General features: G+C 39.4%; 13 protein-coding genes. 6 read left to right on the forward strand and 7 right to left on the reverse strand.

Annotation, left to right across the window (positions count from 1 at the left end):
- The first annotated feature begins 160 nt into the window (after positions 1-160).
- Complete coding sequence (locus SKA34_RS09680) at positions 161-1,333, forward strand: extracellular solute-binding protein (RefSeq protein ID WP_039860390.1); 1,173 nt, start codon at positions 161-163, stop codon at positions 1,331-1,333.
- Positions 1,330-3,399, forward strand: coding sequence for a GGDEF domain-containing protein (locus SKA34_RS09685; RefSeq protein WP_006645341.1), 2,070 nt, complete (start codon positions 1,330-1,332; stop codon positions 3,397-3,399). The genes SKA34_RS09680 and SKA34_RS09685 overlap by 4 nt, the downstream gene beginning before the upstream one ends.
- A gap of 544 nt (positions 3,400-3,943) precedes the next feature.
- Here the strand turns inward: SKA34_RS09685 and SKA34_RS09695 are convergent.
- Both SKA34_RS09695 and SKA34_RS09700 read right to left on the reverse strand, forming a co-directional pair.
- Entirely contained in the window at positions 3,944-4,411 is a 468-nt protein-coding gene (locus SKA34_RS09695) for an RNA methyltransferase (protein ID WP_006645344.1), read from the reverse strand.
- 106 nt (positions 4,412-4,517) lie between these two features.
- Entirely contained in the window at positions 4,518-4,853 is a 336-nt protein-coding gene (locus SKA34_RS09700) for a PBPRA1643 family SWIM/SEC-C metal-binding motif protein (RefSeq protein WP_006645345.1), read from the reverse strand.
- 591 nt (positions 4,854-5,444) lie between these two features.
- Here SKA34_RS09700 and zwf point away from each other — a divergent pair.
- Genes zwf through gnd form a run of 3 tightly spaced genes read left to right on the forward strand, consistent with a single transcriptional unit; the run spans position 5,445 to position 9,122 of the window.
- Entirely contained in the window at positions 5,445-6,944 is a 1,500-nt protein-coding gene (zwf, locus tag SKA34_RS09705) for a glucose-6-phosphate dehydrogenase (RefSeq protein WP_006645346.1), read from the forward strand.
- A gap of 2 nt (positions 6,945-6,946) precedes the next feature.
- Positions 6,947-7,672, forward strand: coding sequence for a 6-phosphogluconolactonase (pgl, locus tag SKA34_RS09710; protein ID WP_006645347.1), 726 nt, complete (start codon positions 6,947-6,949; stop codon positions 7,670-7,672).
- 1 nt (position 7,673) lies between these two features.
- The gene (gnd, locus tag SKA34_RS09715; RefSeq protein WP_006645348.1) at positions 7,674-9,122 is read left to right on the forward strand and encodes a decarboxylating NADP(+)-dependent phosphogluconate dehydrogenase; all 1,449 of its coding nucleotides are present in this window, start codon (positions 7,674-7,676) and stop codon (positions 9,120-9,122) included.
- Between the two features lie 211 nt (positions 9,123-9,333).
- Here gnd and torA read toward each other — a convergent pair whose 3' ends face one another.
- Entirely contained in the window at positions 9,334-11,802 is a 2,469-nt protein-coding gene (gene torA / locus SKA34_RS09720) for a trimethylamine-N-oxide reductase TorA (protein WP_006645349.1), read from the reverse strand.
- Between the two features lie 23 nt (positions 11,803-11,825).
- Positions 11,826-13,004, reverse strand: coding sequence for a pentaheme c-type cytochrome TorC (gene torC / locus SKA34_RS09725; RefSeq protein WP_006645350.1), 1,179 nt, complete (start codon positions 13,002-13,004; stop codon positions 11,826-11,828).
- Between the two features lie 130 nt (positions 13,005-13,134).
- On the opposite strand from torC, the gene SKA34_RS09735 reads away from it, so the two are divergent.
- Positions 13,135-14,312, forward strand: a protein-coding gene (locus tag SKA34_RS09735) for an IS3 family transposase (protein WP_086004116.1) whose coding sequence is annotated in 2 segments (ribosomal slippage) — positions 13,135-13,393 and positions 13,393-14,312 — 1,179 coding nt in all. Because the reading frame shifts where the segments join, the coding sequence is not laid out codon by codon here.
- Here the strand turns inward: SKA34_RS09735 and torE are convergent.
- The 3 genes from torE to SKA34_RS09750 all read right to left on the reverse strand — a co-directional run bounded on the left by torE (position 14,305) and on the right by SKA34_RS09750 (position 16,975).
- Complete coding sequence (torE, locus tag SKA34_RS09740) at positions 14,305-14,484, reverse strand: trimethylamine N-oxide reductase system protein TorE (RefSeq protein ID WP_006645352.1); 180 nt, start codon at positions 14,482-14,484, stop codon at positions 14,305-14,307. The genes SKA34_RS09735 and torE overlap by 8 nt on opposite strands.
- 425 nt (positions 14,485-14,909) lie before the next feature.
- Positions 14,910-16,013 carry a phosphoribosylaminoimidazolesuccinocarboxamide synthase gene (locus SKA34_RS09745; RefSeq protein ID WP_006645353.1) on the reverse strand — a complete coding sequence of 368 codons (1,104 nt, stop codon included), beginning with the start codon at positions 16,011-16,013 and terminating at the stop codon, positions 14,910-14,912.
- A gap of 197 nt (positions 16,014-16,210) precedes the next feature.
- Complete coding sequence (locus SKA34_RS09750) at positions 16,211-16,975, reverse strand: metal-dependent hydrolase (protein WP_006645354.1); 765 nt, start codon at positions 16,973-16,975, stop codon at positions 16,211-16,213.
- Positions 16,976-17,091: the final 116 nt, after the last annotated feature.

The raw sequence follows: 17,091 nt of genomic DNA on the forward strand, positions 1-17,091 counted from the left end.
TATTACTATAAGTATTATGAATGCCAATTAGGTTTTTATTGGTCGGTGTTTGATTCTTTTTTGGAATGATTTATCATACCGTAAATATCGATAGGTGTGTATTATATTAATAATATTGTTCGCTTTTTATCGATATCCTCAAAAGGTATTTAGCGTGGTTATGTTGAGAAGTATAGTATTGTTTTTGATGATGTTTCTTTCTTTATCAGCAAAAGCTGAAGAAAGATTAACGCTTTGGTATTCGAATCAAGATAATAGTTTTATTGAACTATTGGTAAGTGAATTTCAAAAAGAAAATAATATAAATATTTCTCTTGTTCAATTTGATCCTGAGAAGATAAAAGCTGAAATTTTACTGGGTGCACAATATGGCGGTTTGCCTGATCTTGTCATCTTCCCCTCTGATTTTATTGGCTTACATAGTTTAATGAAACTATCGAGTATTCCTAAAGATTGGTTATCGCCAGAGCTTTCTCAAAAAGCAATAATGACAGCGTATGTTGATGATAAATATTGGGGAGTTCCTGTTATTCAAGGGAATAACCTATTGCTATATTACAATAAAAAGCTAGTTTCTCAGCCTGTGAGTAGCTGGCATAAGATTATCGATAATAAGCAAAAGTGGATTGATAAAAATATTTTGCCTATTGGGTGGAATTACCTCGATATGTATTACTTTATACCATTTTTGTCAGCGTTTAATGGTTGGCCAATTATTGAAGGTGAAATATCACTTAATACACCAGAAATGATTAAGGCCTTAAAATATTATCGTTATTTATCAGAACAAAAAATTGTAAACCCTGAATGTAATTATACTTGTTCACAAAGTGATTTTATTCAAGGTAAAGAGGCGTACGCGATCAATGGTGATTGGGCATATCAAGATTTAAAGAGGGCAATGGGCGATGCTTTAGGCGTAGCTTTATTACCTAGTGTTGATGGTAATGCAATGCGCCCAATGAGTAGTACATTTGTTCTGTCATTACCTAATTACAATAGCCACGCGACAAATAAAAAAGCATTAATTAAAAAGTTTGCCAAGTTTATTCAACGACCAAGTATTCAAAAATTGGTCTACGAAGAGACATGTTTATTACCTACTTCCGGTAAATTAATGAATCGCTATCAGCAGCAAGCTACTGGTGACGAGCAAATATTGTTTAAGCAATTTGAATTATCTAAACCAATGCCGTCAACAATAAAAATGTCGATAGCATGGCAAGCAATGGCTATTGGATTTAAGCGTTATGAAGATGGTCTATCGGCAGAAAAAACGGCTGAATTTATGCAACATATCGCTATTCAGCAATGTAAGCGGTTAAGTAAATGATGAAACTAAAATTAAAGTCATCACTGGCGCTATTAATGGTTTTCGTTGCGGTTTTACCAACATCTATTATTGGCGGATTATTAATAAAGCAGCAAACAGAAGTCGAATCTAATTACCGAATTGATCTAATAGACCGTTTATCCACAACATTAGCGCAAGAGTTTAATTATCGTTTTTATTTATTATCTACTGCGCTAGATGTGTTATCACGAGATAGGTTATTAGTGCAGGGAATTGATGACTTTTTTTTGACTAGTCATGTCGATGCTACATTAGCAAATTTAGTTGATAACACGCCATTAGTACAAGCGGCATATTTGGTTGATGCGAAGTGGGATGAAGTAGAAAATTATAATGGTATTAATGGAGTTAACTCATTCTCTGGTTTAAAAGTATTACTAAGTCAAAAGGTGAGTACCAGTAAAAATACCGGTGATCAATGGGTATTCAATTATGCTGATGAGTCTTTAATGCCTGATAAATTCAATCCTAGTCATAAAGGCGTTGTTATTGGTGTGCCAATATATCAGTCAATGTTAACTGAGGGGCTGAAGCGTAAACCGTTAGGTTATTTAATTGTTATCGTACCTGTTGAAAACATTATTAAGGTTCTTCGTCCTTATTTAAAAGATGGCGAGCATGTTATCTTTCAGCATAATGGCATGGATAATATAGTTGTCTATCAAGGGAAAATAGATCCATTGACCCCAACAATTTCTAAAACAGAGGTTGTGACGATAGATAACAAATATATTACAGAGCCAATGTCATATAACGGGCAAGTTTTTATGAATAAATACTTGGGTGAAAACCCCTTTACGAATTCATTAAAAATATTAACGATTGTCGCTATTATTGTCGTTATTCTTGCATTATTGACTGCGACGATCTCCTATCGTTGGTTCGCCAAGCCTTTAACTTATCTTATGGATAGTGTGAGAGCCTGTTTAGGGGGTAATTACAATATTCCAAGTAAAGATCTTAGGTTTTCTGAGTTAATAATGGTCAATAACTTAATTCAAAAAATGGCGATGACAATAAAAGCACAGCTAATTGATTTAGAAGATAAAAATGTAAAGCTGATGACTTTTAATGATCAACTAGAGCAGAAAGTACATGACAAGACACTCGAGTTAACTCACTCATTGCAGCGCGAAGAAAAGCGTCGAACAATGCTTCAATCATTATTGTCATTTAGTAATAAATTACAACATGGTGATATTCATTCTACTGTGATGACGCAGTTAGTGAGCCTATATCCTTATTCAGGATGGGGAATGCAGCTATATATAAATCAGAATAAAAATTGGGTTAGTGAAGGCTTGTCTAACATTGATTTAGACAGCATCAATGCAGATGCGCATTGTAGTGATTACTTTCGCATTAATAGTAACGATAAAGTGCTGCAATGTTTCAAAATTGTAGATACGCATAGTGTAGTGTTGGGGATTATTGTGATGGAACATCCTAATATTGCACGAGATGACTATGAAATTATTTCGTTATTTATTCGTCAACTATCTGCTGAACTTGAAGGTCGATTGTTGAATGAAGAGTTGGAACGAAGTGCTATTACAGACCCATTAACGGGCCTCAGTAATCGTAAAGCGTTCGATGTTGATCTTGATGAATGGATAAAAACCGCACATCGCTATCCAGAACAATACTTTGGCTTGTTTATGATCGATGTTAATGGCTTGAAGCAAGCCAACGATGAATATGGTCATCATATGGGTGATCAGCTGTTAATCGAAACGGGTAGGCTTATTCAAAGTGTTTGCCGAAGTACCGACAAGGTATATCGTCTGGGTGGAGATGAATATGCGATTATTATCAAAGGTGGTAATAATGAAGGCTGTGATAAGTTAACGTTGCGTTTACAGCAGTTACTTACAGATGAGCATTATGCGCGCTTATCTTCAGGAGAGAAAGTGGCTATTCATTTTGCTATGGGCTGTGCTAGTACTGAAAATGTTGATGCGTGTACGCTTTATCAAGTAGCTGACAAAGCAATGTATTTAGATAAAAAAGCATATTACGAACGAATTGGACAGACGCCAAGATAGCTTAAGATCACTATCTTAATGAAAAGCCATAGTATAGCTATGGCTTTTCATAGCACTAAAATCAAAAATAAAACACTAGTAATAAAAGGCTTAGTAGATAACTGTTAAACCTTGTAGCAAGGATTCAGCAACCGCCATGGAATGGTTATATGATACAAGCACAAAGTATTCACAGTTGGTTATGGCGATGGCATATTATCGCTGGAATGATATCGTTAAAATTGGTTCTTCATGTTTGGCATTAGTGTGATGACTGCAATATTAAGCCTAAGTGCTTTAATATCATATTGTCTGCGTAAACCGAAAAGGAGTTTAGGTTTACCGAAAGTTGCAGAAGATAAGAAAGTAGGACTGTTACTATGGGGGGGAATAGTATTACTTGCTGTTACTTTACCTATGTTTGGTATTAGTCTTTTGATTATTTTGACGGTATCTTTAATTAGAAGAGTAATGTACAAAACAAGGAAACTAACATCAGAAACGTCATTAAATTAAGCCACGATAGCGGATTAATTAGTTATCGTGGCTTTCATTACTTATCGCGTTATTTGTGATTTGAAAAGTTATCGCCTTTAGCTAAACGATCATAAAGAATCACATTAACGGCAGCGGCAAGGTTCATTGAGCCATTTGTCGGTACATAAATTGTTTCACGACAAAAATCAGTAATTTCTTTTTTTAAGGTGCCGTCTTCAGGACCAAAGATATAGAAAGCACGTTTTGGGTGCTTGTAGTCAGGTAATGCTTTTGCACCTTCGATTAAATCAACAGCAACGGGTACACAACCGATAGGAATGATTTTCTTTAAGTCTTCAACACCTATTAGTGGTATATCAAGTGATGCTTTTTTTGTATCAGTACAAAACTGTGCGGCATGATCATAACGCGATCCCGTATAAAACACCGAGTTAACGCCATAACAGCCAGCTGCACGCATAACAGACCCAACATTTTCAGGTGTTTTAGGATTAAATAGGCCAATACAAGAATAGCCTTGGCTTTTTTTGCTCATACTTCTATCTACTTTAAATTAAAGATAAACAAGTGTTTAACAGATGCGAATTAGACATTTATTTGAAGCTAAAAACAAAGCAGGTACTAATACCTGCTTTTTGTTATTACTTACCACAGCACTTTTTGTATTTTTTACCACTATCGCATGAACATGGGTCATTACGGTTGGGGGTCTTTTCAAAAACAGTCGTTTGGGGCTTACTTAAAATACCATCTAGCTCAGCAATATTTTCTGCAATGTCGGCGTTGATATTGATATTTGCAAACAGTTGGTTGTCATTAACTTGTTGCTGCACTTCTTGTTGACGCTTTTCGCTGTTAACAATCAATGTTAGTGGGTTGGTTTCCGTGCCCAGTTTTGTTTCGCGTTTCGTATTGTAACCAAAGCTTTCATATTTTGGTTTCTTTTCGATACGACCTTTAAAGAAGAATTTAGACATGGGATAACCTATTTACCATGAATTAACCCAAACTATAATAATGGGTTAATCGTTACGAATAAAAAACCACCGCAAGGGTGGTTGAAATTGCGGGCATAATAACCGTCATTAGTGAGCTTATCAATAGTAAGCAATATGGGTTATAAGGTGTTTTGGACGGCTAAGCGGGTGATAGAGCATGAATGATAATGTGAATTGGTGAACGTTTAAACGTTTGCGTCAGTCTGGGTATCTTTTAGATTGACGATCGTTTCTAATAAAGAAAATTGAAAGAAGAAACGGCGTTCAAAGGCTTAGCCTATTAGCATAATAGAAAATTTCGACTGGTACTGATAACAAATGTTGTTAACATAAGCCGTAATAATTTTCTGTATTAGTGATTTATCGTTGTGTAGTCAGCGAGTTATGCATCTATTTGATGTTGATAGTCATTATGCTTTTTAACAAAATAATAAGGTATAACGAAATTTTTTATTTTTTTTCAAATTTTTTCGTAATGATTGAAAAAAATACGGCATAATAAGGCCCCGTTATACCAAGCAATAGATTGCTGTCGCAGGTCTGAAGATCTGAAATTAATGGGAAAATGATATGGTTCAACCAGAAAATAACTCAATTGTAATTTTTGGTGCGTCAGGCGACTTGACACACCGAAAGTTAATACCTGCGTTTTATCACCTTTATGCTAATGGTTTATTGCCTGAAGATTTTGCAATTCTAGGGGTAAGTCGTACATCATATAGCGATCAAGAATTTCGTGATAAGTTAAAGCAATCTTTGACAGAAAATGAAAAAATCGATGAAGAAACATTGGTTAACTTTTGTCAGCACCTTTACTACCAAGCATTAAATACGTCTGATAAAGATGAATATGCAGTATTGAAAGAACGCTTAGACACATTCAAAGAAACGCATAATACCCAAGGTAATGCCGTTTTCTACCTCGCGACACCACCAAGCCTTTACGGCGTGATCCCTGAATGTCTAGCCGCGCATGGCCTAAATGATGAAACTGAAGGTTGGAAAAACCTGATTGTTGAAAAACCATTTGGTTATGATCTAGAGTCAGCGATCTCATTAGACAAGCAAATTCATGCTTGTTTCCAAGAACATCAAATCTACCGTATCGATCACTACCTAGGCAAAGAAACGGTGCAAAATCTTCTTGTATTCCGCTTTGCAAACGGCATGTTTGAGCCGCTTTGGAATCGTAACTTTATTGATTACGTTGAAATCACTGCGTCTGAATCATTAGGCGTTGAAGATCGTGGTGGCTACTATGACGGTGCAGGTGCTGTTCGAGATATGTTCCAAAACCATTTGCTGCAAGTATTAGCAATGGTCGGTATGGAATCTCCTGCTGCAATTAATGCTGATTCTATCCGTGATGAAGTGGTTAAAGTGATGCAAAGCTTTAAACCATTATCAGAAGATGATCTTAAAAATAACTTAGTGTTGGGTCAGTACACTGAATCAGATGCTCGTGGTAAGCATTTCTTAGGTTATCGCCAAGAACCAGGTGTAGCAGAAGACTCTCGTACTGAAACTTACGTTGGTATGAAGATGTTTATTCAAAACTGGCGTTGGAATGGTGTGCCATTCTACGTTCGTACAGGTAAACGACTACCAACGCGTGTGACGGAAGTGGTTATCCACTTTAAGAAAACACCGCACCCAGTCTTTGGTGAAAATGCACCTGAGAACAAGTTGATTATCCGTATTCAGCCTGATGAAGGGATTCTAATGAGCTTCGGTCTTAAAAAACCGGGGGCAGGTTTTGAATCTCAAGAAGTATCAATGGATTTCCATTACGACAAGCTTGAAGAAACTAATATGCTAACGGCATACGAACGCTTACTTCTTGACTGTATGAAGCAAGATGCAACTTTGTTTGCACGTACAGATGCTGTTCGCGCTTGTTGGAAATTCGTTCAACCAATTCTTGAATACAAAGAAAACCCAGAGCACTTATTTGGTTATGCCGCAGGTACGTGGGGACCAAAACAAGCTGATGACTTACTTGCATCAAGTAATCGTGAGTGGCGTTTTCCTTGTAAGAATTTAGCAAACACTGACTATTGTGAGCTATAAGCATGATTAATTATCGCGTATTTGAAACACCGCAGGATGTTGTCGTTTCATTAGCTGACACCATGATAGCAATGAGCAAACAGGTGAAGCCTGTCCATATATCGCTTTCTGGTGGTAGTACACCAAAACTGTTGTTTAAAACATTATCGCAAGCACCTTATGTGAAAGATGTTAATTGGAGCAATTTACACTTTTGGTGGGGTGATGAGCGTTGTGTTGAGCCAACCGATCCGGAAAGTAATTTCGGTGAAGCGAATGAACTATTGTTCCATCAAATCGATATTCCAGCCGGTAATATTCACCGTATTAAGGGTGAAGATGATCCTGCTGTAGAAGTGGTTCGATTTGCAGAGGAAATGGATGCAGAAATTCCACATAAAAATGGGTTGCCTGCATTTGATTGGATTTTATTGGGTATGGGAACTGATGGGCATACTGCATCATTATTCCCAAACCAAACAGACTTTGACGATTCTGAGCTTTCTGTGATTGCAACACATCCAGATAGTGGTCAAAAACGCATTTCAAAAACAGCGCGCTTACTTGAAAATGCGGATCGTATTACCTACCTCGTGCTAGGTGAGAGCAAAGCTGAAGTATTACAAGAAATTAATAATACACCTGCAGAAGTTCTAGCTTATCCTGCAGCGAAAATTAAAGCCGTAAATGGCAAAACAGAATGGTTTTTAGATTCAGCAGCAGCAAAACTGCTGGCGCAAGGAGAATAATATGAAAGGCGATATCGGCGTAATTGGCTTGGCAGTAATGGGCCAAAACCTGATCCTAAACATGAATGACCACGGCTTTAACGTTGTAGCTTACAACCGTACAGTAGCGAAAGTGGAAGAATTCCTTGAAGGTCCAGCAAAAGGTACAAATATCATTGGCGCAACGTCTCTTGAAGATCTTGTTGCTAAGTTAGAAGCACCACGTAAAGTGATGCTAATGGTGCGTGCTGGTGACGTTGTTGATGCGTTCATTGATCAACTCATTCCACTATTAGACGAAGGCGACATCATTATCGATGGTGGTAATACTAACTACCCAGATACTAACCGTCGCGTAGCGCATTGTCGTGAGAAAGGTATCTACTTCATCGGTACTGGTGTATCAGGTGGTGAAGAAGGTGCACGTTTTGGTCCTTCGATCATGCCTGGCGGTGCACCTGAAGCTTGGGAAGCGGTTAAGCCAATTTTCCAAGGTATCTCTGCAAAAACTGACGCTGGTGAGCCTTGTTGTGACTGGGTTGGTAACGACGGTGCTGGCCACTTTGTTAAGATGGTTCATAACGGCATTGAATACGGTGACATGCAGCTTATCACTGAAGCATACCAGTTCATGAAAGATGGTCTAGGTATGAGTGCTGATGAGATGCAGGCAGTATTCGCTGACTGGAATAAAACTGAGCTAGACAGCTACCTAGTTGAAATTACAGCTGATATCCTTGGCTACAAAGATGAAGATGGTGAAGCACTAGTTGAGAAGATCCTAGACACTGCTGGCCAAAAAGGTACGGGTAAGTGGACTGGTATCAACGCACTAGACCTAGGTATTCCACTAACGCTTATCTCTGAGTCTGTATTCTCTCGTTGCCTATCTGCACTGAAAGACCAACGTGTTGAAGCTGCAACTTTATTCGGTAAGACAATCACGCCAGTTGAAGGTGATAAGCAAGAGTGGGTTGATGCACTACGTCAAGCACTACTAGCATCTAAGATCATTTCTTACGCGCAAGGTTTCATGCTAATGCGTGAAGCATCGAACGAAAACGGTTGGGATCTAAACTACGGTAACGTAGCACTAATGTGGCGTGGTGGCTGTATTATCCGTTCTGCATTCCTAAGTAATATCCGTGATGCGTACGAAGCAAACCCAGACATCGCGTTCTTAGGTTCTGATGAGTACTTTAAAAACATCCTACAAAGCAGCTTAGCAGCATGGCGTAAAGTAGCAGCTAAATCTCTAGAGTCTGGTATCCCAATGCCATGTACGATTTCTGCGCTATCTTTCCTAGACGGCTTCACAACGGCACGTCTACCAGCTAACTTGCTTCAAGCTCAACGTGATTACTTCGGTGCTCACACTTATGAGCGTACTGACCGTCCACGTGGTGAATTCTTTCATACAAATTGGACTGGTACCGGCGGTAACACTGCTTCTACTACTTACGACGTTTAATATCTAAACGCATTAATTACACTAAGCCATCGTTCGCGGTGGCTTTTTTATTTCTAGTATTTTCTATTTAAAGAATAAGAATAGCGGATAACCGTTATCTAATAAAAAGAAGAGGTATGTGAAAAATTAAAGTTTTACCGAGTTTAAGAGTAAAAAAAGCCCTAACAATGTTTAATGTTAGGGCTTAATATTATTCAGGTACTACTGGTAATTAGCTTACTTCAATTGGACCACCGAAGGAGGTTACTGGTGGCAGTTCACCTTTAAACTTCTCGAAGTTCACAATACACGTTTGTGCGCTCGTAGCCTGCGCAAGTTCAGATGATGGAATATCTATAGTAAGAGTGTTTGGATCACCATAGGTATCTATCGCACCAATTTTCTCGTTGAGAGGGCCGTACCATGCACCTTCTTCGATACGTACAACACCGCGAGGATAGCTGTCAGTAAGCACTGCTCCTGCTAATAGCTGACCACGGTCGTTAAATACACGTACCACGTCACCATCTTTAACGCCTTTTTCAGCCGCATCTTGTGGGTTAATGTAAACAGGCTCACGACCTTGGACAGTGTAAGTTGCACGGAACTCTTCCGATTCACACATTTGTGAGTGCAAACGCTTATCTGGGTGACAAGATTGCAGCCAGAATGGGTGTTTATCAGAACCTGGACCACCGTGAGAACGTTCTGTTTTTTCGAACCACATTGGGTGCTCTTGACAGTGTTCGTATTTGTAACGACCAATCTTACGGCTGGTGATTTCAATAAAGCCTGATGGTGTACCTAGAGCGTTAATTTCAGGATCTTGACGGAAGTCAGCATGACGTACCCAAGGTTGGCCTGTACCAAAATCTAAGAAACCTTGTTTCCAGAATACATCAAACTCAGGCATATCAAACTTACCCTTGTTCGCTTTACGACAATCATTATAAAGCATACTAACCCATTGCATTTCATCCATACCACGGGTGTATTCATTGTTTTTACCAAAGCGACGTGTCAGCTCAGTAAAGATCTCAAAGTCAGTTTTAGATTGGTAAAGCGGATCAACCAGTTTATGCATAGCCAGTAAACCACGACCGCTGTATGAGCCCATGACATCAATATCATTTCGTTCAAACTGGGTACATGCTGGAAGCACAATATCTGAGAAACGACAGGTTGCTGTCCAAGCAAAATCAATCGTAACAACGGTTTGTAGTTTTTGGAACGCTTTCTTCATGCGGTTACGATCTTGGTGGTGATGCCAAGGGTTGTTACCACTGATCACCATCATTTTGTAATCAGGAAGAATAACTTTTGAACCATTGTATTTAATTTCTTTGCCTGGCTCTAAAATACAGTCAACGAAACGTGCAACAGGGATAGTGCGGCTGTAACCGTTAAAATCATTGTTATCCCATTTCGGCTTTTGACCTTCATCGACGTTACGAGGGAAGCCACCTGGTGCAGCAAAGCCTGTTGAAGGTACACCGATACCAGAGTAGTGGTGACCATACGAAATACCACCACCAGGTAGACCAATTTGACCAACCATAGCGGCAATAACCGCACCCATCCAGTATGGCTGCTCACCGTGCTCTTGACGTTGAATACACCAACCAAACAGAATTTGAGTACGCTCTTTAACCAGCATACGGGCAAAATCTTTAATTTGATCGGTTGGTACGCCACAGATCTCAGCAGCCCATTCAGGCGTTTTCTCAATCTTGTCTTTGGTTTCGCCTTTTACGTAACCAATGAACTCATCGAAACCAAGGCAGTACATCTTGATGAACTCTTTATCGTAAAGGTTCTCGTTGTACAGGGTATGCGCCACACCTAACATAAATGCCACATCGGTTTGTGGATTAATGTATAGGTGTTTGTTGTTTAGGTAACGTTGGGTCTTGTTCTTAACCGGATCGACAGAGATCACATTGATCTCACCGTTATCGACTTTCTCTTTCAGTTTCGCTAAGTATGGGAAAGATTCATGGGTTTCACAGTTCCAACCTACCTGCAGGTTTTTCACCGGATCATTTGCCCATAGCACCACATTTTTACTGTGATCAAGGATCTCAGACCAAGAAGTACCTTGTGCGTAAACTTCTGTTGAGCCAAGCACGTATGGCATGATGGTTTGACCAGCACCTGTTGAGTAGTCGCCTACTTTGGTGATGTAGTTACCATGCATACCTACAGCACGTTGCATGTGGCTGGTACAGCTGTGGAACTGACCCGTTTGACGCCAGCCAGTTTGACCTGCATGTAATGCCCATGGACCGTAATCTTTTTGAACACGTTCCAGTTCACGATAGAACAAATCTAATGCTTCATCCCATGTCACACGGATGAAACGGTTATTACCGCGAGTCTCACCACTAAATTTATGTTTCTTAAGCCAATCTAAACGCACCATAGGGTAGCGTACACGAGATGGATTGTAGATTACGCCTTTGATGCCTTTTAGCATCTCTGTTGGGTTCTTATCTATTTCAATCGCTTCGATTTCTTGTACTTTACCGGCATAGATATGGGCGCGGAATGCGCCCCAGTGTGAGCCGGAGTAGCGCCATGTACCTTGACCAATTTGATCGTCTGCAAACACTTTTGATGATGCGAGTAGGCTAGGACCGATAACAGAAGCAGCACTTGTTGTTGCAAGGCCTTTAAGAAAACTTCTTCTTGATACAGACATATTTATTTTAACTCCATCAATACTTAGTGCTGTGCGTCAGAAAAATCAGAAGAATGTTTCTGAAGGTATTTACGCACGACAGCTTCACTATCACGGTCAAAGTTAACGAACGCTAACATACCGTTGAACATTCCAGGCCAAGTATTGGCATCGAAGTGGCTTTCAGCAGGTTGGGTATGACAAACTGAACAGTTAGTGGTGTAAGCTGATTTCGCTTTTTCCCAAACTGGTGTGATGTCATTAACAAGCGAGTCTTTTGGCATCCATACTTTTGCTGTTACACGTTGCCAAGGAAGGCCTGTTAAGTCATCAACTTTCTCTTCGTATTTATCGACAACCTTGTCGTTTTGCGCTGATTCTTTTAGAAGCGATGCAACAGGAATATTCATACCGAAGTCTTCTTGAATAACTCGGCCATAGCCCTTGTCTTTACGCCAGCCTGCAATTTCAACTTCAACTGCGTTGTCAGTTTCATCGATAACTTTTACGCCAGAAGCAGGGTTTAAAAGGCCGGCTTCTACTTTCATGTCTTTATCTTCATAAACAGGAAGGAAACGCACGCTATAAACTTCTTCGCCTTTGTTGTACTTAGTGTCGTGAGATAGCTGTACTAACTCAGATATCATGCCACCACTGGTATCCATATCTTTCGGTAGGTGGTGAGCAATACCTTTGTGACAATCCACACAGCTTTGATCACGCTCTGCTGCGTTCTTCATTTGAACGCGAGCAATAGGAGACATCTTAGTGAAGTCCATGCCTTTATAGTCATGGCAGTCTCTACATTCTTGAGATCCATTAGCTTTAAAGCGTTCCCACTCGTGTTGAGCCAGAACAATACGGCGGTCTTCAAATTTTTCAGGAGTATCAATGAAGCCGGCCATGTGGGCGAAGACTTCTTTACTTGCTTGAACTTTACGCGCGATTTTATCTGTCCAGTCATGCGGAACGTGACAGTCAGGACAGGTTGCACGAACACCAGAACGGTTTTTGTCATGAATAGTGTTTGCGTATTCAGGAGCAAAGTTTTCAGCGTGACAACCAACACAGAACTCTTCAGTATTGGTTGCTTCTAGTGCAGTATTAAAACCACCCCAGAAAATAACGCCAGCAATAAAGCCGCCAAGGGTGAGTACACCTAGGCTAATATGAACGCTTGGACGTGATAGAGTCTGCCAAGCTTTAAGCAAAAATGATTTCATTATAGATTCTCTTATATGATGCTAACGGTGATTAATTAGGGATTAACCGCCATGTCCTTGTAGTGGCATAGTGAATTTGGTCACTTAGTTAGAGGTGATATCATCACTTCATACGTTAACAGGTGACACTATGACAAATCGTACAAGACGACTATTCAGCGCAGAATTCAAGCTCGAGGCTGCACAGTTAGTGATTGATCAAAATTACTCAGTGGCAGAAGCCGCCCAAGCCATGAATGTGGGTAAATCCACGATGGATAAATGGGTTCGTCAGCTTAAACAAGAACGACAAGGCAAAACGCCAAAAGCTTCGCCTATGACCCCTGAGCAAATAGAAATTCGGGAATTAAAAAAGAAGTTAGCTCGTCTTGAAGAGCACAATGAAATATTAAAAAAAGCCACGGCTCTGTTGATGTCGGACTCACTGAACAATTCTTGATGATCAAGAAACTCAAGCAGAGCTATAGCGTAAAAACATTATGCGAAGTCTTCAATGTTCATCGAAGTAGTTATAACTATTGGCTAAAGCGTCCAACAGCGATTAGGGCGGAAACAGTCAAACTTCGCAGCTTAGTTAGTGAGGCCCACGCAGCAAGCAACGCCTCTGCGGGAGCGAGGACTATTGCAGATATAGTCACAAATCAGGGTTTAAAACTGAGCCGATATCGAGCAACAAAACTCATGAGAGAGCTTGGTTTAGTCAGTTGCCAACAGCCAAAGCATCGATACAGAAAGGCTTCTCAAGAACATGTTGAGGTTCCAAATCACTTGGGCCGACAGTTTGCTGTTACCGCCCCAAATGAAGTTTGGGTTGGTGATGTTACGTATATTTGGACAGGAAATCGCTGGATGTATTTAGCGGTTGTTATTGATCTTTTTGCCCGCAAAGTGATTGGTTGGTCGATGTCTTTATCACCTGATTCCAGTCTGACAGACAAAGCTCTTTCAATGGCTTATGAGTCGCGTGGTAAGCCGAAAGGCGTCATGTTCCACAGCGATCAAGGTAGCCACTATACAAGTCGAAAGTACCGTCAATTACTGTGGCGTTTTAAGATAAAACAGAGTTTATCTCGCCGAGGAAATTGCTGGGATAATGCACCAATGGAGCGTTTCTTTAGAAGCTTGAAGACCGAATGGGTGCCAACAGTGGGTTATCGTAGTTTTGCTGAAGCTCAACAAGAGATCATCCGCTACATTATCGGGTATTACTGTCAACTCAGGCCGCATCAATATAATGGCGGCCTAACTCCCAACGAATCAGAACGATTATATTGGGAAAACTCTAAAACCGTGGCCAATTTTAGTTGACCACTACACCTGGTGGACCAAATACGAAGAGTTGAAGCATCCAAACGGTAAAGCCGTAGCCTCCGACAAAGATGACGCTGAGAATTGGAAATAAAAAGACGACGATAAAAATGAACATCTTCCATTCTCGGCTACGAGTTTGCTTGGTTTCTTGATCAGTCGCACTGCTCATACAACCTCCTAATTTGTAAAATGAGTAGTTATAAATATTTTTATTAAATCTATTTATATTACGATCATAAAGTAACCACTACATACAATTCAATTAATACTTTAGAGATATCCTTATGTTTTAAAGTGTTTTTTGATTTTGACCGTGTACATTAATGGTAAAAGACATAATAAGTAAAGATGTTAAGATTTATGATTGTATATTTTAATTTTAAAGGATGGGGATTATTACAGATCGTATTGTTTGTTGTGTGATTGTAATAAAAAAAAGTAAAGTTGTATTCATCGTTACTTGAATATATGGATGGAGTTGTGTTATGGCAATTAATTGCTGCTGGGAATGTGAATAGTATTAACAAGGCTGTTGGTGAAAAAATAGGCACCATATGAATGCCTATTTTTATTGAGGTTTACTGTTCTCAAAGTTTAATCAATAAGCTGATATTCATTACGTAATATATCAATAATTTCAGCTTTAGGGTTTTGGCTTAGTGTGATATTTTTCCCTGTGATCTTTTCGGCAATACCCGTATAAACACGTGATATTTGCATTAGTACTTCTTGCGGTAATTCGTTGTCACGAGCTAGAGCAAAGCGTTCTTTCATACGATCTTTATTTAATAAAATATCTGGCTCTGGAAATGTGTTAAGCAGTACTTGGCGGAAATCTTCTTTTGAATTTTCGACAATTTGACCGTCGCGGTAAGCTGCACCATCCCAGATACGAGAAGAATCAGGTGTACCCACTTCATCCATGTAAATGAGCTTTTCATTACCACTCGCGTCTGTTACATAACCAAATTCAAATTTGGTATCAACAAAGATTTGATCAATGTTTGCGAGTGCATTACTGATTACATTAAACCCTTCTGCCAATAACTTCTCATACTGGGTAATATCATCTGCATTACGGAAGTTGAATGCTGCGAAATTATTGACTAGATCATCACGAGTTACATTGACATCATCGGCTTCAGGAACATTCGGAATGCCTTTTAGAATGCCTTTGGTTGATGGTGTCATGAGTAGTTCAGGGAGCTTTTGATCTTTTTCTAGACCTTCAGGTAATTCTATACCGCAGAAATGGCGTTCACCTTTGCTGTATGCTCGCCACATTGAACCTGTAATGTATTGGCGACAAATGGCTTCAACCATAACGGGTTTTGCTTTTTGTACAATCCAAACAAAAGGGTGGGGGATATCAAGAATATGGCTATCAGCTAACCCATTATCTTTAAATAATTGAAACCAATGATTAGATATCGCATTTAACGCAGCGCCTTTCCCAGGGACTCCTTTAAGCCCTCCCTCACCGTGCCAGATACAATCAAAAGCAGAAATACGGTCGCTGATCACCATAATAGCGAGCGGTGCGTCGGGTTGAACGTTATAGCCTTTTTCTTTAATCAAACGTTGACTGTCAGCTTCTGTAAGCCAATAAACAGAGCGTACCTTACCACTATGAACGGGTTTGTTAGTACGGATAGGGAGATCATCATTAACAGCTAAAACTTGATCGGCAAGGCTCATCGTGAAAGTCCTATTCAAAGATTACACAGAAATGCAGAAGGATAATGACATGAATAAAATCACGTTGTTATCAATCATCGTAATCGCATAATACAAGGATAAGTTGGTGACTGCCAGTAAAATGGCAAACGTTTGCCTTTGATTTGGAAAAATAAAAAAGGCGATAGACGTCGGGATATTTATCGCCTTAACTATGTTTAAAATAGCTGATGAATACTGCTTAATTTTTGTGGTGCTTGATGGATAAAGTGGTTTACCCATACTTGAATATCAGTCCAGTTAAGCCATACAGGGCTAAACCTAAAGTGATGCCAATTAGTTAAAATATGCAATGTCTTATGATAAGACGGCGCGGTTGTAAAAAGTAAAACAATTGTCACTACCTGCGCCAAGCTGATGAAAGGATTGCTAAAAGAAAAGGGTTTTAATGCTGTTCCAAATGATTTCTTTAGACGTTGATTGGAAATATCCACACTGTAAATTTCATCCAACAACAAGTGTATAAAACCACCAAATAGAACAAACCCACCTGCGAGCCAGCTGGTTTCTGCGGTATGTCCAATGATAGAGCTTATATGAACGCAACATAGAGCAATGAGAAGAACAAAGGCAATTGAATGACAGCAACCACGGTGGACTGTACGGCGTTCAAAAACCGTTTTTCCCATATAGCGAATAGTAATAAATAGTGCTGCTGTATAAAGCAGTAACTCAAGCATTGTCACTTGATTATATATATGACTAATTAAAATAAAACAGCAAAAACCAGCTAAGATGTTAAACAAGGCTTTCATCGATGTTGAATGATCTGAATCTATGTCAGGTAATAAACCACCAATAGTGCCAAGAAATGTCATCCAAATTGCCGTCGAAGGCGAAATATGATCAGCTGATAAGAAGGCGGTGGCAGTTAAACCACTAACAACGGCTGCAATACTAAAATGAGTAGAAAAGTTAGCCAAGAAGAAAATTCCAACTGTATTTATATACAGTCTTTTTATCATTATATAGTCATAAACTTCAATCAATATCACAATTTTAGCATGGGCTTTATGTTTGTTCGGATAAATAAACAGCG

This window comes from Photobacterium sp. SKA34, from assembly GCF_000153325.1.
In the GTDB taxonomy this organism is placed as follows: Bacteria; Pseudomonadota; Gammaproteobacteria; order Enterobacterales; family Vibrionaceae; genus Photobacterium.